Source organism: Pseudomonas sp. MTM4 (genome assembly GCF_019355055.1).
Classification (GTDB): Bacteria; Pseudomonadota; Gammaproteobacteria; order Pseudomonadales; family Pseudomonadaceae; genus Stutzerimonas.
The window spans coordinates 3,724,461-3,749,577 of record NZ_CP048411.1 but is presented as its reverse complement, the minus strand read 5'-3'; the positions used below and the strand labels follow the sequence as shown (position 1 = coordinate 3,749,577).

Sequence of the window (25,117 nt, the reverse complement as noted above, 5' to 3'; positions counted from 1 at the left end):
TTCATTGTTCACCGATGGTCAGGATGGAACACCAGCTTTCACCACGCTCGCCTCGTGGCGTCAGGCGCAGCGACCGGCCGGCGCCCTGGGGCGTAATGGTAATGTCCAGGTCGGCCTTTGGCAAAATGCCGGCGCCACGTTCTGGCCACTCTATCAGGCACAGCGCGTCCCCTTCGAAATAGTCGCGAATGCCGAGAAATTCCAGTTCTTCCGGATCGACGAGCCGATACAGATCGAAGTGAAAGACCCGCGCAGCCGGTGTTTCGTAGGGCTCGATCAGAGTAAATGTCGGGCTCTTGACCTTGCCTTGATGACCGAAACCGCGAATCAGCCCGCGCGATAGTGTCGTCTTGCCCGCGCCGAGGTCACCGTGCAGATAGATCACGCCCCGACCGCCGGTCATCTGAGCGATGCGTGCGCCGAGCGCCAGCATCGCCTCTTCGTCTGCAGCAAACAGCGTCACGTCCGGCATGGCGAGCACTCCTCGAGTAACTGGCGGATGTCGGGAATCAGATCGGCGGCAGCCAGCCCGCGTCCTTGCTTGCCGAGACGCTCGCCAGCTACGGCATGCAGCCACACGGCGAGGCAGGCCGCATCGAACGGCGCGAGTCCCTGCGCCAACAGAGCTCCAGCGACGCCCGCCAGAACATCGCCAAGTCCCGCGCTGGCCATGGCCGGATGGCCTCGATCACACAGCGCCAGCCGACCATCTGAATGCGCGATCAGCGTTCCCGTCCCCTTGAGCAACACGGTGCAACCGTAGCGGCTCGCCAGCATTCGGGCCGCCGCGGGACGATCGGCCTGAACTTCGCCAACCGTGATACCCAGTAACCGCGCAGCCTCGCCCGGGTGCGGCGTCAACAGGCAATTAGCGGGCAACTCGACCGCACCGGCTGCCAGGAGATTCAGCGCATCGGCATCCCATACCTGAGGTACGCGACACTGCGGCGCCAGCGACAGCAAACTGCGCCCCCACGGCGCCTGCCCCAAGCCTGGTCCGATCACCAGTACATCGGCGCGTTGAGTAAGCGCCGTCAATGCATAAGTGGATTCCACGCCGCTGCACATGATCTCCGGACGTCTCACCAGCGCGGCCGTCACGTGTTCTGGCCGCGTCGCCAAAGTCACCATGCCGGCGCCACAGCGCAACGCCGCTTCGGCACTGAGTAACACCGCGCCGCCAGTGCCCAGATCGCCTCCTATCACCAGCACCTGACCAAAGCTGCCCTTGTGCGCCGTTGGCTTACGAGGCGCCAAGGTCGGAAGGTTCGCCGCGCACAGGCGTTCAAGGCTGGGCTGGATCTGATCGAGAATGGCCCGATCGGCCTGCAAGTCATCGGATACCAGCTCACCGACCCGATCCGGCCCCTCACCGGTGAACAACCCCACCTTCAGGCCGATAAACGACACCGTGAGGTCCGCAAACACCGCTTGCCCCAGCACGCGCCCTGTATCGGCACAGAGGCCAGACGGCAGGTCCACAGCGAGAACCGGCTGAGGGCTATCGTTCATGGCGCGAATGGCACTGGCGTAAGGCTCGCGGACCTCACCGGAGATCCCGGTACCTAGCAGCGCATCGACCAGCACACCCTGCAGACTTGCATCCGGCACCCACTGCAGCACGTTGACGCCAGCCTCCCGAGCCACGGCGAAAGCCTGAGCGGCATCACCCTGAAGCTGCTGCGGATCACCTACCGCGAGTACCTGAACCTGACGGCCGCCACGCTGCGCCAAGGCAGCGATCAGGTAACCGTCACCGGCATTGTTGCCACGTCCAGCCATCACGGTGATCCGCTGCTCGTCAGGCCAACGCCGACGCAACGAACGCCAGGCAGCATGCGCCGCGCGCTGCATCAGCTCGAAACCGGGTGTTCCCGCGGCGATCAGACGTGCGTCGATCTCCCGCACCTGGGCGGCCGTGTATAAAGAGGTGGGCAAGGTATCGGTGGTCTGAGACATGAATCACCCGAACGAATATCTGGCAGAATTATACGCATGCGCCACCCGGCCCGCCCGTGGATGCATCGAGTTTCACCGCAGCCGCTCAAGCGCAACGGGCGGTCGGCCGATGTACTCACTGTCCTTATATACCGCGCCGAACCAAACGACCCCGCCATACGCGAGCAAGTCTCGAAGACCTTATCCAATGTCCAGCCAAACCCTCGACCCCGCCGCCCTCGCTCAGTCCATCAAGGAGTGGGGTCGCGAACTGGGCTTTCAGCAGGTCGGCATCACCGGTGTCGACCTGGCCGAGCATGAAGCGCATCTGCAGCGCTGGCTGGATGAAGGCTACCAGGGCGAAATGGACTACATGGCCGCCCATGGCAACAAGCGCTCACGGCCCGACGAACTGGTGCCCGGCACCCTGCGGGTGATCTCGTTGCGCATGGACTATCTGCCCGGCGACACTCGCATGAGCCAGCGGCTGGCCGAGCCGGAGAAAGCCTATGTGTCGCGCTACGCGCTGGGCCGCGACTACCACAAGCTGATCCGCAAGCGAATCCAACAACTGGCCGAGCGTATCCAGCAGGTGGTCGGCCCGTTCGGCTTCCGTGCCTTCGTTGACAGCGCGCCGGTGCTGGAAAAAGCCGTGGCGCAGCAAGCCGGGCTCGGCTGGATCGGTAAGAACACCCTGCTGCTCAATCGCAAGGCCGGTAGCTGGTTCTTCCTCGGCGAGCTGTTCGTCGATATCGACCTGCCCGTTGACGAACCCGTTACCAGTCAGCATTGCGGCAGTTGCCAGGCCTGCCTGGACATCTGCCCCACCGAGGCCTTCGTCGGCGAACGGATACTGGATGCGCGGCGCTGCATTTCCTACCTGACCATCGAGCTGAAAGGTCCGATCCCGGTGGAATTGCGCAGCAAGGTTGGCAACCGCGTGTTCGGCTGTGACGATTGCCAGATCGTCTGCCCTTGGAACCGCTTCGCCAAGCCAACCGAACAGACCGACTTCCACCCACGCCACCGCCTGGACAATGCCGAGTTGGCAGAGCTGTTTCGCTGGACCGAGGACGAGTTTCTCAGCCGCACCGAAGGCTCGCCGTTACGCCGCGCGGGCTACGAGCGCTGGTTGCGCAATCTGGCGGTGGGCCTGGGCAACGCGCCGTCGAGCATTCCGGTGCTGGAAGCCCTGCAGGCGCGCCGTGACGATCCCTCGGAGCTGGTGCGTGAGCATGTGGAATGGGCATTGGCCCAGCACGGCAACCCTCTATAGCCCGCCACTCACGCCCAACCCGATACCGAGCTCCGCCGCCACGGCGAATGGCAATAACAGCGTATCGAGCAGCAGACTGGCCGGCAGGTCCAGAGCAGCATGCTTCGGCGCGGTGGCACCGAAGCGCTCCTGAGGACAGCAGCCGCCGTTGAGGCTGTACCAGTCGAGGCGCGTACCGGAATAGATGATCGGCGCGCCGGGCTTGGCCGCATCGAGGGTGCGGACCGTGGCGCAGCCAGATAGCAGAAGGACGGCAAGCAGTGTCGACCCGAGGGTAGCCTTGTGTTTCACCTGCAGCTCCTGAAATGGGTATCGCTGCGCTCAATGCCATCCTCGGCGCGCTTCACTCGTCGCTGACGAAATGGTGCTCACCCCAACGCGGCAGCATGTCCTGGGGAATCTGCAGCAGATTGAGGATGCGCGCGACGACGAAATCCACCAGATCATCGAGGGTCTGCGGCTGGTGGTAGAAGCCGGGCGAGGCCGGCAGGATCACCGCGCCCAGATTCGACAGCTTGAGCATGTTTTCCAGATGAATGCTCGAATAGGGCGCCTCGCGCGGCACGAGAATGAGCTGGCGGCGCTCCTTGAGAGTCACATCCGCCGCGCGCTCGATCAGGTTGTTGCAGGCGCCGGTGGCAATCGCCGAGAGCGTGCCAGTCGAGCATGGCACCACCACCATAGCCGTCGGCGCGCCGGAACCTGAGGCCGGTGGGGCCATCCAGTCTTCCTTAGCGAACACACGGATCTGCCCCGCCGCCGCGCCGGTGTATTCGGAGAGAAAGGCCTGCATCGCCTGGGGTTTGGCCGGCAGTACGACGTCGGTCTCGGTGGCCATCACCAGCTGCGCGGCCTTGGATATCAAGAAGTGCACCTCGCGGTCCTCCTGGATCAGGCAATCCAACAGGCGTAAGCCATACTGCGCGCCTGAAGCGCCGGTCATCGCCAGGGTGATGCGTTCGGGGCCGCTCATTCGTTTTGTTCTCGCACTATTGCGTTGTTTTTGGTGGGCTGAAGCCCACCCTACGGGGGCTGGGTAGAGTGGGCCGGGCGGCGTTCCGCTTCAGCCCACCAATAAGGCCCTACGCCAGCGCCTCGGCCAATTTGCCATGCAATCCACCAAAACCGCCGTTGCTCATGACAACCACCTGAGTGCCCGGCGTGGCGTCGGCCTTGACCTTGGCGATGATCGTCTCTAGCGAGTCGCATACGGTCGTCTCGACGGGCGAGCCGGCGACCGTCGCGGCCAGGTCCCAGCCGAGATTTGGCGGCGCGTACCAGATCGCCTGATTGGCCAGCGCCACCGATTCGGCCAGGCCTTCACGGTGTGCGCCCAACTTCATCGAATTGGAGCGCGGCTCGACCACGGCAATGATCGGCGTATCACCCACGCGCTTGCGTAGGCCGTCGAGCGTCGTGGCGATGGCGGTCGGGTGATGGGCGAAGTCGTCGTAAATGGTCACGCCATTAACGTCTGCGACCTTTTCCATGCGTCGCTTGACGCTGCGGAATTCACTCAGCGCTTCGGTTCCCTGCTTGGGCAATACACCGACATGGCGCGCCGCCGCGAGCGTGGCCAGAGCGTTATTGACGTTGTGCTGACCAGTCAATTCCCAGTCCACCACGCCTTGCACAGTGCCGTCGAAGATCACCTCGAAGCGCGAACCGTCTGCGCTGAGCAGGTTGGCCTGCCATTGCCCGCCGTTGCCGGTTGTCTGCACCGGTGTCCAGCAGCCCATGCCGATCACGCGCTTGAGCGCCTCTTCCGATTGCGGATGAATGATCAGCCCCTCGCCGGGCACGGTGCGTACCAGGTGGTGGAACTGCCTCTCGATCGCCGCGAGATCCGAGAAGATATCGGCGTGGTCGAATTCAAGGTTGTTCAGGATCGCGGTACGCGGTCGGTAATGGACAAACTTGCTGCGCTTGTCGAAGAAGGCACTGTCGTATTCGTCCGCCTCGACCACGAAGAACGGGGTACCGCCCAGGCGCGCCGAGATACCGAAGTTCTGCGGTACGCCACCGATGAGAAAGCCCGGGCTCATGCCGGCGTGTTCCAGCACCCAGGCGAGCATGCTGCTGGTGGTGGTCTTGCCGTGAGTACCGGCGGCAGCCAGCACCCAACGCCCCTGCAACACATGATCGGCGAGCCACTGCGGGCCGGAAACGTAAGGCAGCCCCTTGTTCAGCACGTACTCCACCGCCGGGTTGCCGCGCGACAGCGCGTTGCCGATCACCACCAGATCCGGCGCCGGATCGAGCTGGCTCGGCTCATAGCCCTGGGTCAGTTCGATGCCCTGAGCCTCAAGCTGGGTACTCATGGGCGGATAGACGTTGGCATCGGAACCGGTGACCCGATGGCCCAGTTCCTTGGCGAGAACGGCCAGCGAGCCCATGAAGGTGCCGCAGATGCCGAGAATATGAATATGCATGAATGACCTCTGGATTGGCCACGCCGGGCTCCGGAATCACGGAGCGTCGGGCGAAAAAACTGCGCCGCAGATTAGCACAGGCGGCCCGACACAGCCCGCCGCGCGCATCCGGGCACAAGCACGCCCACACGTCGCCTCGCTCGCGGACCGTCAGGCCTTGATCTACGCTGAATCACAGCAGTCCACACGGCAATTACAAGATCCGGAGACGCATCATGCGCTACGCCCATCCCGGCACCGAAGGGGCCCTCGTTTCCTTCCAATCCCGCTACGGCAACTTTATCAACGGCCAATTCGTCGAACCGGTTGGCGGGCAGTATTTCACCAACACTTCGCCAGTCAACGGCCAGCCCATCGCTGAGTTCCCGCGCTCCGACGCGGCCGATATCGAGAAGGCGCTGGACGCCGCTCATGCCGCCGCCGACGCGTGGGGCAAGACCAGTGTGCAGGCGCGCTCGCTGATCCTATTGAAGATCGCTGATCGCATCGAAGCGAATCTGGAAAAGCTCGCCATCACCGAAACCTGGGACAACGGCAAGGCGGTGCGCGAGACGCTGAACGCCGACATCCCGCTGGCGGCTGACCACTTCCGCTACTTCGCCGGCTGCATCCGCGCCCAGGAAGGCACCAGCGCCGAGATCGATGAGCACACCGCCGCCTACCACTTCCACGAGCCGCTGGGCGTGGTCGGGCAGATCATTCCGTGGAACTTTCCGATCCTGATGGCCTGCTGGAAACTTGCACCAGCCCTGGCAGCCGGCAACTGCGTGATCCTGAAACCCGCCGAGCAGACGCCGCTGGGCATCACCGTGCTGGCGGAAATCATCGGCGACCTGCTGCCGCCGGGCGTGCTCAACATCGTCCAGGGCTTCGGCAAGGAGGCCGGCGAGGCGCTGGCCAGCAGCAAACGCATCGCCAAGATCGCCTTCACCGGCTCCACCCCGGTGGGTTCGCACATCATGAAGATGGCGGCAGAAAACATCATTCCCAGCACTGTGGAGCTGGGCGGCAAGAGCCCCAACATCTACTTCGAAGACATCATGCAAGCCGAACCGACCTTCATCGAGAAGGCGGCCGAGGGGCTGGTGCTGGGTTTCTTCAACCAAGGCGAAGTCTGTACCTGCCCGTCGCGGGCACTGGTGCAGGAATCCATCTACGCGCCCTTCATGGAAGCGGTGATGAAGAAGGTCACGCAGATCAAACGCGGCGACCCGCTAGACACCGACACCATGGTCGGCGCCCAGGCCAGCCAGCAGCAGTTCGACAAGATCGTCGGCTACCTGGACATAGCCCGGCAGGAAGGCGCCGAAGTGCTCACCGGTGGCGGTGTTGAGAAACTCGAAGGCTCGCTCGCGACCGGCTATTACATCCAGCCGACCCTACTCAAGGGCCATAACAAGATGCGCGTGTTCCAGGAGGAAATCTTCGGCCCGGTGATCGGCGTGACCACCTTCAAGGATGAAGCCGAAGCGCTGGCCATCGCCAACGACACCGAGTTCGGCCTCGGCGCTGGCGTCTGGACCCGCGACATCAACCGTGCCTATCGCATGGGCCGGGGGATCAAGGCCGGACGGGTGTGGACCAACTGTTACCACCTGTATCCGGCACATGCCGCGTTCGGTGGCTACAAGAAGTCCGGCGTTGGACGCGAGACCCATAAGATGATCCTCGACCACTACCAGCAGACCAAAAATCTGCTGGTCAGCTACGACATCAATCCGCTGGGCTTCTTCTGATGGCTGGCGCGGGTGGCTGACGCCGCCCGCGTTCGAACAAGACACCTGCAAGGCTCCGCCGTGGTGCTGCGGAGCCCGCAAAAGGTGCGTTCCTGCCGGACTTCGCTGACAAAACACCGCGAATGCAAGGTTCGCGGCGCAGGGCATGACGCTTGCTAGGGAGACGCCAATCCAACAACGAGGGATTCCCCATGGCTTTCGAACACAGCAGTGCGACCCCACCGCAACATGCCGTAGATTTCGAAGCAGTCGGCAGTAGCTATTTCCAGGAACGCGAACTGAAGAAAGGCGCCGCCGGCTGGGTGCTATTGGTCGGCCTCGGAGTCGCCTACGTGATTTCCGGCGACTACGCCGGATGGAACTTCGGCCTGGCACAGGGCGGTTGGGGCGGGCTGTTCATCGCCACGCTGCTGATGGCAACCATGTACCTGTGCATGTGCTTTTCGCTGGCCGAGTTGTCGTCGATGGTGCCCACCGCCGGCGGCGGTTATGGCTTCGCCCGCACGGCGTTCGGCCCGCTGGGCGGCTTTCTCACCGGCACGGCGATCCTCATCGAATACGCCATCGCGCCGGCGGCCATAGCAGTGTTCATCGGCGCCTACTGCGAGTCGCTGTTCGGCATCGGCGGCTGGATGATCTACCTGGCCTTCTACATCGCATTCATCGGCATCCATATCTTTGGCGTAGGCGAGGCGCTCAAGCTGATGTTCATCATCACCGCCGTCGCCGCACTGGCGCTGGGCGTGTTCATCGTTGCGATGGTGCCGCACTTCTCGGTCGCCAACCTGCTGGACATCGCACCGACCACCGCAGCCGGCGCCAGCGCCTTCCTGCCGTTCGGCTACGTCGGCATCTGGGCGGCGATTCCCTATGCCATCTGGTTCTTCCTCGCGGTCGAGGGCGTGCCACTGGCCGCCGAGGAAACCAAGAACCCGCAGCGCGACATGCCGCGCGGGCTGATCGGCGCCATGCTGGTGCTGCTGGCCTTCGCCGGGCTGATCCTGCTGGTCGGGCCGGGCGGCGCCGGTTCCAGCACACTGATCGAATCCGGCAACCCGCTGGTGGAGGCGCTGACCACCGCCTACGGCTCCTCAACCTGGATGAGCGGCTTCGTCAACCTGGTCGGCCTGGCCGGGCTGATCGCCAGCTTCTTCTCGATCATCTTCGCCTACTCGCGGCAAATCTTCGCGCTGTCGCGGGCCGGCTACCTGCCGCGCAAGCTGTCGCTGACCAACCGCAACAAGGTACCGGTGCTGGCGCTGATCGTGCCGGGTGTGATCGGTTTCGTCCTGTCGCTGACCGGCCAGGGCGACCTGCTGATTCTGGTAGCGGTGTTCGGCGCGACCATTTCCTATGTGCTGATGATGGCCTCGCACATCACCCTGCGCCTGCGCCGTCCGGACATGCACCGTCCTTACAAAACGCCCGGCGGCATCTTTACCTCGGGCGTCGCCCTGGTGCTGGCGTGCATCGCGGTGGTCGCCGGCTTCTTGGTGGATCCGCGGGTGGTGATCGGCGCGGCGATCATCTACGGCATCTTCATCGCCTATTTCGCGCTGTACAGCCGACATCACCTGGTCGCCGGCACGCCGGAAGAGGAGTTCGCGGCGATCGAGAACGCCGAGGCAACGCTGAAGTAAGGAGGCAGTCATGACGTACTCGCACAGCGTGGGCGGCACCACCTGGCGTTTCGACGACCTGCGCGAGCTGATGGCCAAGGCCAGCCCGGCGCGCTCCGGCGACCTGCTCGCCGGGGTCGCCGCAGGCAGCGATGCCGAGCGCGTGGCGGCGCAAATGTGCCTGGCCGAGGTGCCGCTCAAGCGCTTTCTCGAAGAAGCGCTGATTCCCTACGAAAGCGACGAAGTCACCCGGCTGATCATCGACAGCCACGACGCGACGGCCTTCGCCCCGGTCAGCCATCTCAGCGTGGGGGATTTTCGCAACTGGCTGCTCGGCGATGAAGCCGATGGCGCCGCGATGGCCGCCCTGGCGCCGGGGCTGACGCCGGAGATGGTGGCCGCCGTGTCGAAACTCATGCGCGTGCAGGACCTGATTTTGGTCGCGCAGAAGCCACGCGTGGTGACGCGCTTTCGCAACACCATTGGCCTGCCGGGGCGGATGTCCACCCGCCTGCAACCCAACCACCCCACCGACGACGGCGCCGGCATCGCCGCGAGCATTCTCGACGGCCTGCTCTACGGCAACGGCGACGCAGTGATCGGCATCAACCCGGCCACCGACAGCACCGCCGGTATTTGCGAGCTGCTGAAGATGCTCGACGCCATCATCCAGCGCTACGAGATCCCGACCCAAGCCTGCATTCTCACCCACGTCACCACTTCCATCGCGGCGATCGAGCGCGGTGCGCCGCTGGATCTGGTGTTCCAGTCCATCGCCGGTACCGAAGCGGCCAACGCCAGCTTCGGCATCAGTCTGGCCACGCTGCAGGAAGGTTACGAGGCGGGCCTGTCGCAGAAGCGCGGCACCCTCGGCGACAACCTGATGTACTTCGAGACCGGCCAGGGCAGCGCGTTGTCGGCGGGCGCCCACCATGGCGTCGACCAGCAAACCTGCGAAGCGCGCGCCTATGCGGTGGCGCGGCGCTTCAAGCCACTGCTGGTGAACACCGTGGTCGGCTTCATCGGTCCGGAATACCTCTACAACGGCAAGCAGATCATCCGCGCCGGCCTGGAGGACCATTTCTGCGGCAAGCTGCTCGGTGTGCCCATGGGCTGTGACATTTGCTACACCAACCACGCCGAAGCCGACCAGGACGACATGGACATGCTGCTGACCCTGCTGGGCACCGCCGGCATCAATTTCATCATGGGCATTCCGGGTTCGGACGACGTGATGCTCAACTACCAGACCACCTCCTTCCACGACGCGCTCTACGTGCGGCAAGTGCTGGGTCTGCGCGCTGCGCCGGAATTCGAGGAATGGCTGGCGAAGATGCAGATCCTTCAGCAGGACGGTAACCGGCTGCAGCTGGGCAATGAGCTGCCGGAGCCGTTCCGGCGCGCGCTGGAGCAGCTGTCGTGAAGGTCACGTCCTACGCAGCACGATCCGAGCTGCCTGAGGGTTTTCTGGTGCGCTGAAGCACACCCTACGGTTGGCGGGCCACGCCTTGTAATCGCAGGCGAGTACGTCCGCAAGCTTTCACCGCTTGATGCCCACCTGACCACTCGAGGTAGCCATGCCCGACCGTTCTCCCATCATCGAAAACCCCTGGCAGCACCTGCGTCAGCTCACCCCGGCGCGCATCGCTCTCGGCCGGGCTGGCACCAGCCTGCCTACTAATGCACAGCTCGATTTCCAGTTCGCCCATGCGCAGGCCCGCGATGCCGTGCATTTGCCGTTGGACAGCGAGGCGCTGATCCGCGAGCTGCAGCAACATGAGCTGGACTGCCTGCGCCTGCACAGCGCCGCCGCGGATCGTCAGGTCTATCTGCAACGGCCAGATCTGGGCCGGCGCCTGGACGAAACCAGCGCCGCTCTGTTGGATGAGCGCGATCAACCAGCCTGCGACCTCGCCCTGGTAATCGCCGACGGCCTCTCAGCATTGGCCGTGCAGCGCCATGCGCTGCCCATGACGCTGAAGATCGTCGAGCATTGCCAGAACGAAGGCTGGACCCTCGGGCCGATCAGCATCGTCGAACAAGGCCGCGTGGCCATTGCCGACGAAATCGGCGAACGCCTCAAGGCCCGGATGGTGGTGATCTTGCTGGGCGAACGCCCCGGCCTCAGCTCGCCGGACAGCCTGGGCCTTTATTTCACCTGGGCGCCGCAAGTCGGCCGCCACGATGCCCAGCGCAACTGCATCTCCAACATCCGCCCTGAAGGCCTCGCCTACAACCTGGCCGCGCATCGCCTGCTGTATCTCATGCGCGAAGCCTGTCGTCGCCAGCTTTCAGGTGTGAACCTCAAGGACGAAGCCGAGGTGCCGACGCTGGACGGCGCGCCCCGCGCCGGCAACTTCCTGCTGGGCTGAAACTCCAGCGCGTATTCGTTTAAAGCCCACTTACCGGCTCCGACGAGCCGCCCGTTTCGTCCGCAGACCGGAGGCGAGCCGCACGATGCAGCGGCAGTCACGCCTCGGGCAGCAACACCACCGCCTCTATCTCGAAGAGCATGCCATCCAGCGCCAGGCGTGGCACCGGGATCAGCGTGCAAGCCGGCTTCGGTCCCGATCCCAGCGCGCCGGCCAACTCCTCGCCGAACACCTGCAGACGTGCCTCACTGTGGTCGACGATAAGCACAGTGAGTTTGGCGATCTGCTGCGCAGTGCCGCCCACCGCCTCGATGGCGAGGCGGAGATTGGCCAGGGCCTGGCGGACCTGTTCGCGAAAATCCTCGGACAAGCGCCCGTCAACATTCTCGCCACCCTGCCCGGCGATGAATGCGAGCCGGGCTCCAGGCGGCAACAACGCCACATGGGAATAGCCATTGGGCGCCGGGTCGTACAGACCCGGCGGATTGAGCAGTGACAGGCCGTTGCGACCCGAATGTTCAGTCATTACTTACTCCTCTCGGTAACGCCACGCAGATCGGCAAAGCGCTCCAACGCGCGCTTCATCGCCCCATCGAGATCGCCGGGCCGGTACTGCCCCGGTTCGCGCCCGAAGGCAACGCTCAGGCGGTTCCAGCTGTTGATCACGACGAGGGCGAAGGTCAGCCGGGTGATCACCCGCGGCGAGAAATGCTCGGTCAACTCACCGTAGCAGCGGTCGAGTGTTTCGCCATCCGGCAGCTCGGTGACAGCTTCAGCCCAGGCCAGCGCGGCACGTTCGGCCGGGTTGTAGACATTGGCCTCACGCCAGGCCGACAGCAACAGGATGCGTGGCAGCGGCGTATCCAGCGCCAGCAGATCCTTGCTGTGCATGTCAATGCAATAGGCGCAGCCGTTGAGTTGCGAGGCGCGCAGCTCCATTAGCGACAGCAGTTGCGGATCCAGATCGGATTCGTGCAGGTAGCCGCTGATAGCAGTCAGTGCTTGCAGTGGCAGCGGGTCGGCGTGCTTGAGGTAGTCGAGTCGCATGGGAATACTCCGGTTCAGTCATGAGTGACATTGCCAGGACGTACCCACCGGGCTCGTTGTGACAGCTCGTCTCGGCTGTCACAACGGCGCGCGCCGGACCGTCCATACTGGATCAACCGTCACGAGGAGCCGCCGTGCAGAATCGCGCCCATTACTACGAAGGATTGCGTCCGCGCCTGTTCGGCCTGGCTTACCGCCTGCTGGGCAGCCGCGCCGATGCCGAAGATTTGCTGCAGGACGCATGGTTCAAGTGGAGCGCAGCCGACCCCGCGGCGATCCGCGATGCCGAGGCCTGGCTGGTCACCGTGGTGACCCGGCTGGGCATCGATCAGTTTCGTCAACGCCGCGCCCGCCGCGAGGAGTACCTCGGCCCCTGGCTGCCGGAGCCGCTGCTGGGCAGCATCGACCACGAAGGCGAACGCTTGATCGAACTCGGCGCGGACATTTCCATGGCCTTCTTGGTGGCGCTGGAGCGACTGGGCGCCGAGGAACGCGCAGCCCTGCTGCTGCGCGACGTGCTGGAACATTCCTACGAACAGATCGCCGAAACGCTGGGCAAAACCTCTGTGGCCTGCCGCCAGATCATCAGCCGCGCCCGTCGGCGGGTTCGCGATGAGCGGCCACGCTTTGCCGTCGACGCCGCCGTACACCGTCGCTTGGTCGAGCGCTTTGCCACGACGCTGCTGGACCCCGACGGCACGGCCTTCGCCGAGCTGCTCGCCGAGGACGTGAGCTGGATCGCCGACGGCGGCGGCCAAGCTACTGCCGCCTCGAAGGTGTTGCACGGCGTGCGCGCCTCGGTGCGGCTGGCTGTCGGCATCGCCCGCCGCGCGGATGGCCAATGGCACACCCGGGTCACCTGGATCAACGGCGAACCCGGCGTGCTGGTGCTGCATGGCGAGCGCATTCATGCCGCGATGACCCTAGTCAGCGACGGCCAGCACATCCGGCACATCTACTCGGTGGTCAACCCGCACAAGCTCGCCATGGCAGGCCGGGAGCAGCACGCTGACGCCCTTGCCGCGTACACCCGCGGCGCTTAAGGTGAGCGCCCCGCCCCGCTGGAACTTCGTGCATGTGGTCCTTCCGCGCCTGGCAGCGCAAACGCATCCTCGCCCGCAACCCGATCAGCGCTGAGCTGTGGCGCCGCGTGGTTGACAGCCTGCCGATCCTCGACGGTTTGAGCGATGAGGAACTGGCGCGCCTACGCGAGCGCGCCGTGCTGTTTCTGCACGAAAAGCGCCTCACCGCACTGCCAGGCGTCGAGCTGCAAGCCGAAGATCGCCTGCGCCTGGCGCTGCAGGCCGAGTTGCCGCTGCTGCACCTGGCTGAGCTCGGCTGGTATCGCGGCTTTCACGAGATCGTGCTTTATCCCGACGATTTCCTCAGCCCGCAGAAGTATCGCGACCCGGCCGGTGTCGAGCACGAATGGGACGGCGAGCACAGCGGCGAAGCCTGGCTGCAGGGGCCGGTCATCCTCGCCTGGCCCGGCGTCCAGGGAAGCGGCGGCTGGGAAGGCTACAACCTGGTGATCCACGAACTGGCGCACAAGCTCGACATGCTCAACGGCGATGCCAACGGCCTGCCGCCGCTGCACCGCAACATGCACATCGAGGCCTGGGCGAGCGCGATGCAGAGCGCCTACGACCAACTCGACGCCGTGCTGGATGCCGATCCGGATGCCGAGACGCCGATCGATCCCTACGCCGCGGAAAACCCGGCGGAGTTCTTCGCTGTCACCAGCGAATACTTCTTCAGCGCGCCGGATGTGCTGCACCAGGCCTTTCCCGAGGTCTACGCGCAACTGGCGGCCTTCTACCGACAGGATCCGCTGACGCGCCTGCAGCAGCTACAGCACAGTCATCCGCAGTACGCGGAACCTCATTGAGTTCGGGCCGTCGAATGCGCGCCATTTTGCCGGCAAGGGTTCACGTGACCGGCATGGCAAAACGCCCGATAGTGCGCCTATAATCGCGCCCACTTTTTTCGCCCCAGGCCGCGTTGGCCGACCACGGAGCAATGTTCATGAGCTACAGCAAAGTCCCGGCCGGCAAAGACCTGCCCAACGATATCTACGTCGCCATCGAGATTCCGGCCAACCACGCGCCGATCAAATACGAAATCGATCACGACACCGATTGCCTGTTCGTCGACCGTTTCATGGCCACCCCGATGTTCTACCCGGCCAACTACGGCTTCATCCCGCACACCCTGGCCGACGACGGTGACCCGCTGGACGTGTTGGTCGTGACGCCCTACCCGGTCGCGCCGGGCTCGGTCATCCGCTGCCGCCCGGTCGGCGTGCTGAACATGACCGACGAAGCCGGCGGCGACGCCAAGCTGATCGCCGTCCCCCACGACAAGCTGAGCCAGCTGTACGTGGACGTTAAGGAATACACCGACCTGCCCCCGCTGCTGATCGAGCAGATCAAACATTTCTTCGAGAATTACAAGGATCTGGAGAAGGGCAAGTGGGTCAAGGTCGAAGGCTGGGAAGGCGCCGACGCCGCCCGCGCCGCGATCACCAAGGCGGTTGCGGCTTACCAAAAATAAGCCAATACCGTTACGGAAAGCCGGCCCACGAGGCCGGCTTTTTTATGTTTTCAGGTTTTGTTTTCGGCTGGCACAAAAGGCACCACCTCGTCTGCCCAACCAGTTGCCACGCCTTTCCCAATCGTCGTAAAAAAAACCGCAAGCTCACTTCCAAGTGGCTGGCGATCGCGCCTCCAGACCAGCGACCTGGCGCTATTGGACGTCCCGTGCAATATATACAGGGCGACCGCCTTGAAGTCTGAACGGATCCCTCGATGCTAACCACCTACAACACTGCATTGGTGAGCCTGTCCATCCTGATTGCCATTGCTGGCTCCTTCACAGCGCTCGACCTGGCCAGCCGCGCGCGCGCTTCAGCCGATTGGATGCGACATGCCTGGTTATGCGCAGCGGCCGTCTGCATGGGCGGCAGCATCTGGTCGATGCACTTCGTCGGCATGCTGGCCTTCGGCATGCCCGGCATGGAGATCCAGTACGACCTGGCGCTCACTCTCTGGTCGCTGGTCGTGCCGATTGCGGTGACGGCGATCAGCTTTTTCGCCGTTGGCATTCGCGGACTGGGCCGCAAGACACTCGGGATCGGTGGTCTGTTCATGGGGCTCGGAATTGGGGCCATGCACTACATAGGCATGGCGGCCATGACGATGCATGCCGAGCTGTCCTATGACCCGTTTTGGGTGGGTATCTCCCTCATCATCGCAATCGGCGCGGCCACCGTAGCGCTCTGGCTCTCCGCCCGCGGCAGGCGCCTGATACTGCAGGCGGTCTCGGCCGTGGCGATGGGCTTTGCCGTGGCGGGCATGCACTACACGGCCATGGCCGGCGCGCGCTTCACTCCGCTGCACGATGCGATGCCCGCGCCGCACGACAGCGGCCTGGATCTGTTGACGCTGGCGTTGTCGGTTGCCGGCTCGACCTTCATCGTGCTGTTCTTCGGCCTTGCCGCCTCGATGCATGACCGGCGCATGGCGATCATCAGCGAGCGGGAAGCGGCGGCCTTGCGCCAAAGCGAGGAGCGGTTCCGCGAGCTGTACAGCAAGACGCCGTTGCCGCTGCATTCGCTGGATGAAGAAGGCCGGATCGAGTCGGTCAGCGATGCCTGGCTCGTACTGATGGGCTATCGCCGAGGCGACGTGATCGGCCGGCCCCTGATCAACTTCATGACCGAAAGCTCGGCGCGCCAGATGCTCAGCCAGGACTGGCCGGCATTGCTCGAAACCGGCGAATGCCTCAACGCCGAGTACCGCTTGGTGGCCAGGGCTGGTGCGTTCATCGATGTGCTGGCGTCCACGCGTCTCGAACAGACCACCCGCGGCGTGCTCATCATCGGCGGCCTGGTGAACATCACCGAACGCCGGCACGCCGAGGCCGCGCTCCGGCAGGCGCAGAAGCTGGAAGCGATCGGCAAGCTGACCGGCGGCATCGCTCATGACTTCAACAACCTGCTCGCCGTGGTCAGTGGAAATCTCGAACTGCTGCGCAAGCGGCTGCCGAACGACACGGCTCGTACCGGCACTCTGATCGAAAACGCGCTGCTGGCGACACAGCGTGGCGCCAGCCTGGTCCAGCGCATGCTGGCGTTCGCCCGCAAGCAGGACTTGAACCCCAGTTCCGTCGTGCTACCGGACGTAGTGATGAGCATGCGAGAGCTGCTGCAACGCTCGGTGGGGACCAATATCGCCATCGAAACGCGATTCTCTCTGAGTCTGCCGCCTGCCTACGTCGACGCGAATCAGCTCGAAATGGTGCTGATCAATCTGGTGGTCAACGCACGGGACGCCATGCCGACAGGCGGCACGATCTGCATCGAAGGCCAGCCGCGTTCTCTCAGGGCACCAACGGAACAATCGTCGCAGGAGTTCGTCGCCCTGATCGTGCGCGACGACGGCATCGGCATGAGTCCGGAGACGCTGGCCCGTGCAACCGAGCCCTTCTTCACAACCAAGGGGCCAGGCAAAGGCACCGGACTCGGCCTCTCGATGGCTCATGGCCTGGCCGAGCAATCGGGCGGGCGATTGGAAATGGCGAGCCAGCCGGGCAGGGGAACGACCGTCGAGCTGTGGCTACCCTTGGGCGTCCCGGCACTGATGGCGGCCCCGGCATCCGAACATCCAGACGAACCCGTCGCGGCGCCGGTCCCCGCCTTGTCGATTCTCGTGGTAGACGATGATCCTCTGGTGCTCGCCAATACCACCGAGTTACTCGAGGACCTGGGACATCGAGTCACCGCGGTCGGCGATGGCGAGGCGGCCCTGGTTATCATTCGCCAGCAAGAGGCCTTCGATATTTTGGTCACCGATCAGATGATGCCCGGCATGACCGGCACCCAACTGGCCAAGATCGTCAAAATCGAAAGGCCCAACCTGCCGGTCCTGTTGGTCAGCGGCTATGCGGAGCTGTCCGAAGACGGTCGCCCGCTGCATACGCTGGCTAAGCCGTTTACGCAGCACACGCTCAGCGCAGCGATCAGTGACACGTTGGGGCGTCAGAATTCGCGTGTCGTGGTGCCGCTGCATAACCGCCGTTGAAGCGTGCGGGTGCGTATCCCGACCCGGTTCGCTGATCGTTCATCGATAAAACCTGAACGGATCCGGGCGCGCCGACTCTATCGAAACCACGGCTTTCGTTGATTTCGAGGTAATAGATGCGCCATCCGACACGCTTCATCCGCAACCGACTCGTCCCGATAACGCTGGCAGCTCTGCTGCTATCACCAGGCATCGCGACAGCCACCGCCAACTCGCCACAGGTACTCGGCTGGGTCGAGGAAGGGCTGATTCTTCCGGAAAAAGTGGCGGTGAAGTTCAAGCTCGATACGGGCGCGTTGACGTCCTCGATGCATGCGGAAAACATCGACCGCTTCGAGAAAGACGGCGAGGACTGGATACGTTTCACCGTCGAACTGGAAGACATCAATACCGAAAAGCAGGTGAGGACACGTCTGGAGCGCAAGATGGTCCGGGACCTCACGGTGCGTGGCGCAGGCGGTGCCGAGGATCGCCCTGTCGTGCTGATGAAAGTCTGCCTGGGCAGTCAGGTCTATGAAGAGCAGTTCTCGCTGAACGACCGGGACAAGATGAACTACCCCGTGCTCATTGGCCGCCGCACGCTGGAGAAGATTGGCCCGGTGGATTCATCCAAGACATTCACCGTCGAGCCGAGCTGCGCTGACGCCGGCAGCTGATCCGTACCGCACGCTCGGATGACCGCACCGATTCACAGCTCATCGCCTGGGTGCAACTCACCCAACGCCCCTCCGGTCAACTGAAAGCGCCACCGCTGCACCTGGCGCCGAGCCTTTCATCGCCCGAACGTCACATCGATGAGATCACCGGACCGAGTCCGCGCCCACCGACACGGCGTGGGTTACATGAAGACAAACCAGGCAGCGCTGGTTCGCGACTTCACCCGTCACCGGAACAGGAGCTTGAGATGACCAACCGCGACCAGACTGCCGTGATCTGCGGCGGAACCGCCGGCGTGGGCCGCGCGACCGCCCATGCCCTGGCGCAGGCAGGTTTTCGCGTGGCCGTGATCGCGCGTGGCGAACAGGGCCTGGCAGACACGCGCCAAGCGCTCGAAGCGGCCGGCGCCACGGTGCTGACGATTGCCGCCGACGTCGCCGATGCCGAAGCGATCGACCGCGCCGCCGAGCGGATCGAAGCCGAGCTGGGTCCGATCGAGCTCTGGATCAACGCGGCCATGGCCACGGTCTTCGCACCAGTCGAGAAAATCACCGCGGCGGAATACAAGCGGGTCACCGAGGTAACCTACCTGGGCTTCGTCCATGGCACGCTGGCCGCGCTGCGACATATGCAACCGCGCAACCGCGGCACCATCGTGCAGGTGGGCTCGGCGCTGTCCTACCGCGCCATCCCGCTGCAATCGGCTTACTGCGCGGCGAAGTTCGCCATCCGCGGCTTCACCGACTCGTTGCGCTGCGAGCTGATCCACACCAAGAGCAAAATCCGCCTGACCATGGTCCAGCTGCCGGCACACAACACGCCACAGTTCGACTGGTCGCGCAACAAGATGCGCAAACGCCCACAACCGGTGCCGCCGATCCACACGCCCGAGGTCGCCGCCCGCGCCATCCTCCGCGCCGCCACCGATGCGCCGCGTGAACTCTGGCTGGGGCGTGCCTCGTTCCAAGCGATCATCGGCAACATGTTCATGCCGGGGCTGCTCGATCGCATGATGGCCAAGCAGGCCTGGAGCGGGCAGATGGCCGACGAGCCGGCCAACCCCGCGCAGCCGGACAACCTCTTCGAACCGGTCGAAGGCTTGCATCGCATCGATGGCCGCTTTGGGGACCGGGTTCAGGACCACGCCGTCGCCCTGAGCAGCGAAACCGTCGGCAAGCTGGCGGTGGCAGGACTGGCAGCAGTGACCGTCGGCGCGGTGGCGCTGATCGCGTCTATCGCCTCGGGTCGCAGCCGACGTTAAGGCGCCGTGCGCAATTCCTGCCGCGCCTGGCGCACCACCGACCAACCGGCAGAAAGTGCCAGCACCGCCATGAACAGCGCCACGAGGAAGTCCGGCCAGCCAGAACCCGTTCCGAAAACGCTCGCTGCGGCAATCATCACCGCGATGTTGCCCAGCGCGTCGTTGCGGCTGCATAGCCAGACCGAGCGCATGTTCGAGTCGCCCTCGCGAAACGCATAGAGCATCAGCGCCACGACGACGTTGGCAACCAGCGCCAGCGCGCCGATCACGCCCATGGTCAGAGGCTCCGGCACCACGCCGACATAGATCGCCCAACCGGCGCGACCCAGCACGAACAGACCGAAGGCCAACATTGACAACCCTTTCACCATGGCCGCGCGCGAACGCCAGATCAGGCCCATGGACAGCACTACCAGGGTGATGCCGTAGTTGGCGGCGTCACCGGCGAAGTCGATGGCGTCGGCCAGTAGCGAGACCGAGCCGGACCGCAACCCGCCGCCGACTTCCACGACGAACATGATTAGGTTGATCGCCAGCGCGAACCACAGCGCCTTGCGAAAACGCGGGCTGACCGCCGGGGTTGAGCAGCCTGAATCACAGCATCTCGACGACATGGAAATGTCTCCTGGACTATATTCGGAGCCATTGCACACCCTGGAGCCGCTCCAGGGTCAAGCCCTATCCTGAGCACGATTGCAGCGAGACGAAGGAGACCATCATGCGTATAGGCGAGCTGAGCACGGCGGCCGACGTGGACGTCGAGACCATTCGCTATTACGAGAAGATCGGGTTGATGCCCGCCCCGGAGCGCGGTGCCAATGGCTATCGGTCTTACTCTTCCAAGCAACTGGCGCACCTGGTGTTCATTCGCCACTGCCGAGCGCTGGACATCGGGCTGGCCGACATCCGTCGGCTGCTGGAGTTTTCCAATCAGCCGGACGCCAGCTGCGGCGACATCAATCTGCTGATCGACCAACAGCTCGAGCGTGTCCAGACGCGGCTGGAAAGCCTCCATGCCCTGGAGCATCAGCTGCAGGCGCTGCGCAGTTGCTGCACTGACGGCCGTCCGATGCAGGGCTGCGGCATTCTTAACGAGCTGGCCAGCGCGCGGCCGGACGAGGTTCGGCGCGAGCCTTGAGGCTCCGGTTCGCAAATACAGCGTCGCTGCTGTCAACGCTTGGCGGGCCGCGCGCCCTTGGCTAATCTGCGTCTCTTTTGCCACGAGCCGTTCCGATGCCGCTGTTCGACATGTTGCTATTGATCGCTGCCGGCTTTGCCGCGGGTGGCATGAATGCGCTCGCCGGAGGCGGCACCTTCTTTTCGTTTCCAGCACTGCTGGCCACAGGCCTACCGCCGGTTACCGCCAATGCGACCAATGCCGTGGCGCTCTGGCCTGCAAGCCTCGCTGGCGCCTGGGCTGCGCGCTCGGCTCTCCAGCCGTTGGGACGCTACCTGATCCCGCTGTTACTGGCCGGTCTGATCGGCGGTTTGCTCGGCGGCCTTCTACTACTGGCCAGTGGTGACGACATCTTCAGTCTGCTCATTCCATGGCTGTTGCTGCTGGCTACCGCGCTGTTCGCAGCCAGTCCTTGGCTGAGTCGCTGGCTCGCCGCACGCCGAAAAGATGAAAGCGCTGTACCACCGCATGCGCCGGCATCGCTCGCGGCACATGGGCTGGTATCGATCTACGGCGGCTATTTCGGGGCGGGCATGGGCATCCTGCAACTGGCGGCCTTCTCCATCGAAGGCCACCAGCTGGTTCGCGCCAACGCGCTGAAGAATCTGATTTCCGCCGTCATCTATAGCGTTGCCACAGCCACGTTCATCATTGCCGGGCGCGTGAGCTGGTATGAGCTGGCCATCCTGCTGATCGGCACCACGCTCGGCGGCTATGCCGGCGGCGCGCTGAGCAAGAAACTGCCAGCCAACTGGCTGCGCGCCTTCGTCATAGGCGTCGGCAGCGCTATGACGCTTTATTACTTCCAAGATATCTACTGGCACTGAGCGGCGGATCGTCCGGTCGGCTTATGGCGTATGCCGTCCAGCTCTGCTAGTGTCGCGCCCGTTTCAGAGCAGCCGCAGAGAACAGGTTCCGCCATGGCCCGCAAGAAAGTCGCCCTCGATTTCGAACAATCCCTCGCCGAGCTGCAACAGCTGGTCGAGCGCCTGGAAAGCGGCGAGCTGTCGCTGGAAGACTCGCTGACCTGTTTCGAACAGGGGATCGGGCTGACCCGCGACTGCCAGGCCGCCCTGAGCCAGGCCGAGCAAAAGGTGCAGATCCTGCTGGAGCGTGACGGCAAGCTGCAGGAAGCCCCCTTCGAGGTGGACCCGGAAGCATGATCGACGAGTACCAGCAACGCTGCCAGAAGCGCGTCGACAGCTGCCTCGAGACGCTCTTCATCCCCCCCCGCCCACAACTCGAACGCCTCTATCAGGCCATGCGCTACAGCGTGATGAATGGCGGCAAGCGCGTGCGCCCGCTGCTGGTCTACGCCGCCTGCGAGGCGCTCGAAGGCGGCAGCGCGCAAGCCGATGGCGCCGCCTGCGCCGTCGAACTGATCCACGCCTACTCGCTGGTGCATGACGACCTGCCGGCCATGGACGACGACGACCTGCGCCGTGGCCAGCCGACCACCCACAAAGCCTTCGACGAAGCCTGCGCGATCCTCGCTGGCGACGGCCTGCAAAGCCTAGCCTTCGAAGCGCTCGCAGCCGAGGCGCACAACCCGGGCGATCCAGCCCTGCGCCTGGAAATGTTCAGCAGCCTCGCACGTGCGGCAGGCCCGGCCGGAATGGTTGGCGGGCAAGCGATCGATCTCGGATCGGTCGGCCTGAAACTCGACCGCACGGCGCTGGAACTGATGCACCGCCACAAGACCGGCGCGCTGATCGAGGCCAGCGTGCGCCTCGGCGCCCTCGCCAGCGGACATGCCGATGCCGACAAGCTGGCCGCTCTGCAGCGGTACGCACAAGCCATCGGCTTGGCCTTCCAAGTGCAGGACGACATCCTCGACGTGGAAAGCGACACCGTCACGCTCGGCAAGCATCAGGGCGCCGATATCGCCCGCGACAAGCCCACTTATCCGGCTTTGCTGGGTATGGACGCGGCAAAAGCCTACGCACTAGAGCTGCGCGACCAGGCGCTCGATGCCGTCGCGCCCTTCGGTGCCGCTGCCGAGCCGTTGCGCCAACTGGCCCGCTTTATCGTCGAGCGCCGTAGCTGAGCCGGCCTGTCGCTGGCCGTATCGCCAGCGCCTATGGGGCGACCGTTGATGCCTGGGTCATTCTTCTCCCTGTAACCATCGGGTAAACTGCGGCTCTTTTTTCAGCCAAAACGATCCGCCCGATGCCCAAGACGTTCCATGAGATTCCTCGGGTCCGCCCTGCGACGCCCGTTCTAGACCGCGCGGCCACTCCCGAGCAACTGCGCCGACTGAGCGAAGCGGAACTTGAAGAACTCGCCAACGAACTGCGGCAGGACCTGCTCTACAGCGTCGGCCGGACTGGCGGGCACTTCGGCGCCGGACTCGGCGTGATCGAGCTGACCATCGCTCTGCACTATGTCTACGACACTCCGGACGACCGCCTGGTATGGGATGTCGGCCATCAGGCCTATCCGCACAAGATCCTCACTGGCCGCCGCGAGCAGATGGCTAGTCTGCGTCAGAAAGACGGCCTCGCGGCCTTCCCACGCCGCAGCGAAAGCGAGTACGACACCTTTGGCGTCGGCCATTCCAGCACCTCGATCAGCGCCGCCCTGGGCATGGCCATCGCCGCGCGCATGCAGGGCAAGAAGCGCAAATCCATCGCTGTGATCGGTGACGGCGCGCTCACTGCCGGCATGGCTTTCGAGGCCTTGAACCACGCCCCGGAAGTTGGCGCCGACATGCTGGTGGTGCTCAACGACAACGACATGTCCATCTCGCGAAACGTCGGCGGCATGTCCAACTATCTGGCGAAAATCCTGTCCAGCCGCACCTATACCAGCATGCGCGAAGGCAGCAAGAAGGTGCTGTCGCGCCTGCCCGGCGCCTGGGAAATCGCCCGCCGCACCGAGGAATATGCCAAGGGCATGCTGGTCCCGGGCACGCTGTTCGAGGAGCTGGGCTGGAACTACATCGGCCCCATCGACGGCCATGACCTGCCGACACTGATCGCCACGCTGCGCAACATGCGCGACCTGTCCGGCCCGCAGTTCCTGCACGTGGTGACCAAGAAGGGCAAGGGCTTCGCCCCGGCAGAAGTCGACCCCATCACCTGGCACGCCATCAGCAAGCTGGAGCCCGTTGGCGGTCCGGTTGCGCCGAAGAAACCCAGCGGCCCGAAATATTCCAACGTGTTCGGCCAGTGGCTATGCGACATGGCCGCCGCCGACCCGCGCCTGACCGGCATTACGCCGGCCATGAAGGAAGGCTCCGACTTGGTCGATTTCAGCGAACGCTATCCCGATCGTTATTTCGACGTTGCCATCGCCGAACAGCACGCCGTGACGCTGGCCGCCGGAATGGCCTGTGAAGGCGCCAAGCCGGTGGTCGCGATCTACTCGACCTTCCTGCAACGGGCTTACGACCAGCTGATCCATGACGTCGCGGTGCAGAACCTCGACGTGCTGTTCGCCATCGACCGCGCCGGCCTGGTCGGCGAAGACGGCCCGACCCACGCCGGCAGCTTCGATCTTTCGTACCTGCGTTGCATCCCCGGCATGTTGGTCATGACGCCGAGCGACGAGAATGAGATGCGCCGCATGCTGACCACCGGTTATCACTTCGAAGGCCCGGCGGCGGTGCGCTATCCGCGCGGTACCGGCCCGAACGCGACCATCGAACCTGGCCTCGAACCACTGGAAATCGGCAAGGGCGTGATACGCCGCCAGGGGTCGAAGGTGGCGCTGCTGGTGTTCGGCGTACAGCTGGCCGAAGCGCTGCAGGCAGGCGAAGCACTCGACGCCACCGTGGTCGACATGCGCTTCGTCAAACCCTTGGACGAGGCGCTTGTGCGCCAATTGGCTGAAGCCCACGACCTGCTGGTAACCGTCGAGGAAAACAGCATCATGGGCGGTGCCGGTAGCGCCATCAGTGAATTCCTGGCCGCTGAGAACCTGCACAAGCCGGTCCTACACCTGGGACTGCCGGACTACTACGTCGAGCATGCCAAGCCGAGCGAGATGCTCAAGGAATGCGGACTCGATGCCGGCGGTATCGAAGCGGCGATCCGCGCGCGGCTGGCGCAGCACTGAACCATCGACGCAAGATGCGCGGCCCACGCCGCGCTGAGTCACGCCCTTTCGACACCATGTCCGGGGGTCGATGGTGCATGTTCGAGCCGCCACAAGCCCGCCACATCCGCTCTCGCGGCCAAGGCTCCTCCCGTTGCCAGCACATTGCTTGTATTTCTTCTGAGCAGCCCTTAAGGTTCCCGCGATTTCCAATCCGCCCAGGTGTGCACGACCGCAAGGTCCGCATTAAACGGGAAGCCGGTGCGCTCGTTGAGCAAGGCCGGCGCTGCCCCCGCAACGGTAATCGACCGCGATCCATGAGGATCGCCGCCCGCTCAACCGCCACTGTGCTCAGCATGGGAAGGCGAGCGTGGTGCGTGTCGAAAGCCCGGAGACCGGCCTGACGGATTCGACTGGTGTTGCGGAGGGCAGCACCGTCAAGCGCGGCCGCCTATCATCATGCCCTCGCTTGTTCCTGCCCTC

Annotated in this window: 24 protein-coding genes and 1 riboswitch; of the genes, 16 read left to right on the top strand and 8 right to left on the bottom strand. The window is 64.2% G+C overall.

Annotated features, from left to right (window positions below; translation table 11 throughout):
* Position 1: 1 nt before the first annotated feature.
* Both tsaE and GYM54_RS17235 read right to left on the bottom strand, forming a co-directional pair.
* Entirely contained in the window at positions 2 to 472 is a 471-nt protein-coding gene (gene tsaE / locus GYM54_RS17240; protein WP_181099906.1) for a tRNA (adenosine(37)-N6)-threonylcarbamoyltransferase complex ATPase subunit type 1 TsaE, read from the bottom strand.
* Positions 460 to 1,959, bottom strand: coding sequence for an NAD(P)H-hydrate dehydratase (locus GYM54_RS17235; protein ID WP_197445893.1), 1,500 nt, complete (start codon positions 1,957 to 1,959; stop codon positions 460 to 462). Before GYM54_RS17235 ends, tsaE begins: the two co-directional genes overlap by 13 nt.
* Before the next feature lie 187 nt (positions 1,960 to 2,146).
* On the opposite strand from GYM54_RS17235, the gene queG reads away from it, so the two are divergent.
* A complete protein-coding gene (gene queG, locus GYM54_RS17230) occupies positions 2,147 to 3,214 on the top strand; it encodes a tRNA epoxyqueuosine(34) reductase QueG (RefSeq protein WP_131649777.1) in 1,068 nt (355 codons plus the stop codon).
* On the opposite strand, the gene GYM54_RS17225 is transcribed toward queG, so the two are convergent.
* The 3 genes from GYM54_RS17225 to mpl all read right to left on the bottom strand — a co-directional run bounded on the left by GYM54_RS17225 (position 3,209) and on the right by mpl (position 5,646).
* Positions 3,209 to 3,505, bottom strand: a complete 297-nt coding sequence (locus GYM54_RS17225; protein ID WP_181099900.1) for a YceK/YidQ family lipoprotein — start codon at positions 3,503 to 3,505, stop codon at positions 3,209 to 3,211. The two genes, queG and GYM54_RS17225, sit on opposite strands and share 6 nt — an antisense overlap.
* A 52-nt stretch (positions 3,506 to 3,557) precedes the next feature.
* Positions 3,558 to 4,187, bottom strand: coding sequence for a flavin prenyltransferase UbiX (gene ubiX / locus GYM54_RS17220; protein WP_181099898.1), 630 nt, complete (start codon positions 4,185 to 4,187; stop codon positions 3,558 to 3,560).
* 109 nt (positions 4,188 to 4,296) lie between these two features.
* Positions 4,297 to 5,646 carry a UDP-N-acetylmuramate:L-alanyl-gamma-D-glutamyl-meso-diaminopimelate ligase gene (gene mpl / locus GYM54_RS17215; protein ID WP_181099897.1) on the bottom strand — a complete coding sequence of 450 codons (1,350 nt, stop codon included), beginning with the start codon at positions 5,644 to 5,646 and terminating at the stop codon, positions 4,297 to 4,299.
* A 215-nt stretch (positions 5,647 to 5,861) separates the two neighbouring features.
* On the opposite strand from mpl, the gene GYM54_RS17210 reads away from it, so the two are divergent.
* The 4 genes from GYM54_RS17210 to eutC all read left to right on the top strand — a co-directional run bounded on the left by GYM54_RS17210 (position 5,862) and on the right by eutC (position 11,373).
* Positions 5,862 to 7,382 (top strand): aldehyde dehydrogenase family protein, encoded by a 1,521-nt coding sequence (locus GYM54_RS17210; RefSeq protein ID WP_181099894.1) that lies wholly within the window; start codon positions 5,862 to 5,864, stop codon positions 7,380 to 7,382.
* Positions 7,383 to 7,573: 191 nt separating this feature from the next.
* A complete protein-coding gene (eat, locus tag GYM54_RS17205) occupies positions 7,574 to 9,022 on the top strand; it encodes an ethanolamine permease (protein ID WP_197445894.1) in 1,449 nt (482 codons plus the stop codon).
* Between the two features lie 10 nt (positions 9,023 to 9,032).
* Positions 9,033 to 10,424 carry an ethanolamine ammonia-lyase subunit EutB gene (locus tag GYM54_RS17200; protein WP_181099890.1) on the top strand — a complete coding sequence of 464 codons (1,392 nt, stop codon included), beginning with the start codon at positions 9,033 to 9,035 and terminating at the stop codon, positions 10,422 to 10,424.
* A 154-nt stretch (positions 10,425 to 10,578) separates the two neighbouring features.
* Positions 10,579 to 11,373: an ethanolamine ammonia-lyase subunit EutC gene (gene eutC / locus GYM54_RS17195; protein ID WP_181099888.1), complete on the top strand. Its 795-nt coding sequence runs from the start codon at positions 10,579 to 10,581 to the stop codon at positions 11,371 to 11,373.
* 97 nt (positions 11,374 to 11,470) lie between these two features.
* Here the strand turns inward: eutC and GYM54_RS17190 are convergent, their stop codons facing one another.
* Together GYM54_RS17190 and GYM54_RS17185 are read right to left on the bottom strand one after the other, a co-directional pair.
* A complete protein-coding gene (locus GYM54_RS17190; RefSeq protein ID WP_181099886.1) occupies positions 11,471 to 11,899 on the bottom strand; it encodes a RidA family protein in 429 nt (142 codons plus the stop codon).
* On the bottom strand, positions 11,899 to 12,420 hold the full coding sequence (locus GYM54_RS17185; protein ID WP_219852942.1) for a carboxymuconolactone decarboxylase family protein: 522 nt from the start codon (positions 12,418 to 12,420) through the stop codon (positions 11,899 to 11,901). Before GYM54_RS17185 ends, GYM54_RS17190 begins: the two co-directional genes overlap by 1 nt.
* A gap of 134 nt (positions 12,421 to 12,554) precedes the next feature.
* Between GYM54_RS17185 and sigJ the strand changes: the two genes are divergently transcribed.
* The 6 genes from sigJ (at position 12,555) to GYM54_RS17155 (ending at position 19,419) form a co-directional block, all read left to right on the top strand.
* The gene (gene sigJ, locus GYM54_RS17180) at positions 12,555 to 13,463 is read left to right on the top strand and encodes an RNA polymerase sigma factor SigJ (RefSeq protein WP_197445895.1); all 909 of its coding nucleotides are present in this window, start codon (positions 12,555 to 12,557) and stop codon (positions 13,461 to 13,463) included.
* A gap of 32 nt (positions 13,464 to 13,495) precedes the next feature.
* Entirely contained in the window at positions 13,496 to 14,308 is an 813-nt protein-coding gene (locus tag GYM54_RS17175; protein ID WP_181099882.1) for a zinc-dependent peptidase, read from the top strand.
* A gap of 137 nt (positions 14,309 to 14,445) precedes the next feature.
* Positions 14,446 to 14,973 (top strand): inorganic diphosphatase, encoded by a 528-nt coding sequence (ppa, locus tag GYM54_RS17170; protein WP_045163730.1) that lies wholly within the window; start codon positions 14,446 to 14,448, stop codon positions 14,971 to 14,973.
* A gap of 254 nt (positions 14,974 to 15,227) precedes the next feature.
* Complete coding sequence (locus tag GYM54_RS17165) at positions 15,228 to 17,501, top strand: MHYT domain-containing protein (RefSeq protein ID WP_181099880.1); 2,274 nt, start codon at positions 15,228 to 15,230, stop codon at positions 17,499 to 17,501.
* Positions 17,502 to 17,617: 116 nt separating this feature from the next.
* A complete protein-coding gene (locus tag GYM54_RS17160) occupies positions 17,618 to 18,157 on the top strand; it encodes an ATP-dependent zinc protease (protein WP_177493035.1) in 540 nt (179 codons plus the stop codon).
* 248 nt (positions 18,158 to 18,405) lie between these two features.
* On the top strand, positions 18,406 to 19,419 hold the full coding sequence (locus GYM54_RS17155) for an SDR family oxidoreductase (protein WP_181099878.1): 1,014 nt from the start codon (positions 18,406 to 18,408) through the stop codon (positions 19,417 to 19,419).
* Here GYM54_RS17155 and GYM54_RS17150 read toward each other — a convergent pair.
* Complete coding sequence (locus GYM54_RS17150; protein WP_181099876.1) at positions 19,416 to 20,033, bottom strand: cation transporter; 618 nt, start codon at positions 20,031 to 20,033, stop codon at positions 19,416 to 19,418. The genes GYM54_RS17155 and GYM54_RS17150 overlap by 4 nt on opposite strands.
* 104 nt (positions 20,034 to 20,137) lie before the next feature.
* Here GYM54_RS17150 and GYM54_RS17145 point away from each other — a divergent pair, with 104 nt between their 5' ends.
* From GYM54_RS17145 to dxs, 5 genes are all read left to right on the top strand, one after another.
* Positions 20,138 to 20,557, top strand: a complete 420-nt coding sequence (locus GYM54_RS17145; protein ID WP_131649763.1) for a Cd(II)/Pb(II)-responsive transcriptional regulator — start codon at positions 20,138 to 20,140, stop codon at positions 20,555 to 20,557.
* Between the two features lie 95 nt (positions 20,558 to 20,652).
* Positions 20,653 to 21,423 carry a sulfite exporter TauE/SafE family protein gene (locus tag GYM54_RS17140; RefSeq protein WP_181099874.1) on the top strand — a complete coding sequence of 257 codons (771 nt, stop codon included), beginning with the start codon at positions 20,653 to 20,655 and terminating at the stop codon, positions 21,421 to 21,423.
* Positions 21,424 to 21,516: 93 nt separating this feature from the next.
* Entirely contained in the window at positions 21,517 to 21,759 is a 243-nt protein-coding gene (locus GYM54_RS17135; protein ID WP_102837024.1) for an exodeoxyribonuclease VII small subunit, read from the top strand.
* Complete coding sequence (locus GYM54_RS17130; RefSeq protein ID WP_181099873.1) at positions 21,756 to 22,643, top strand: polyprenyl synthetase family protein; 888 nt, start codon at positions 21,756 to 21,758, stop codon at positions 22,641 to 22,643. The genes GYM54_RS17135 and GYM54_RS17130 overlap by 4 nt, the downstream gene beginning before the upstream one ends.
* A gap of 122 nt (positions 22,644 to 22,765) precedes the next feature.
* Positions 22,766 to 24,655: a 1-deoxy-D-xylulose-5-phosphate synthase gene (gene dxs, locus GYM54_RS17125; protein WP_197445896.1), complete on the top strand. Its 1,890-nt coding sequence runs from the start codon at positions 22,766 to 22,768 to the stop codon at positions 24,653 to 24,655.
* A 182-nt stretch (positions 24,656 to 24,837) separates the two neighbouring features.
* Positions 24,838 to 25,053: riboswitch (cobalamin riboswitch) on the top strand.
* Positions 25,054 to 25,117: the final 64 nt, after the last annotated feature.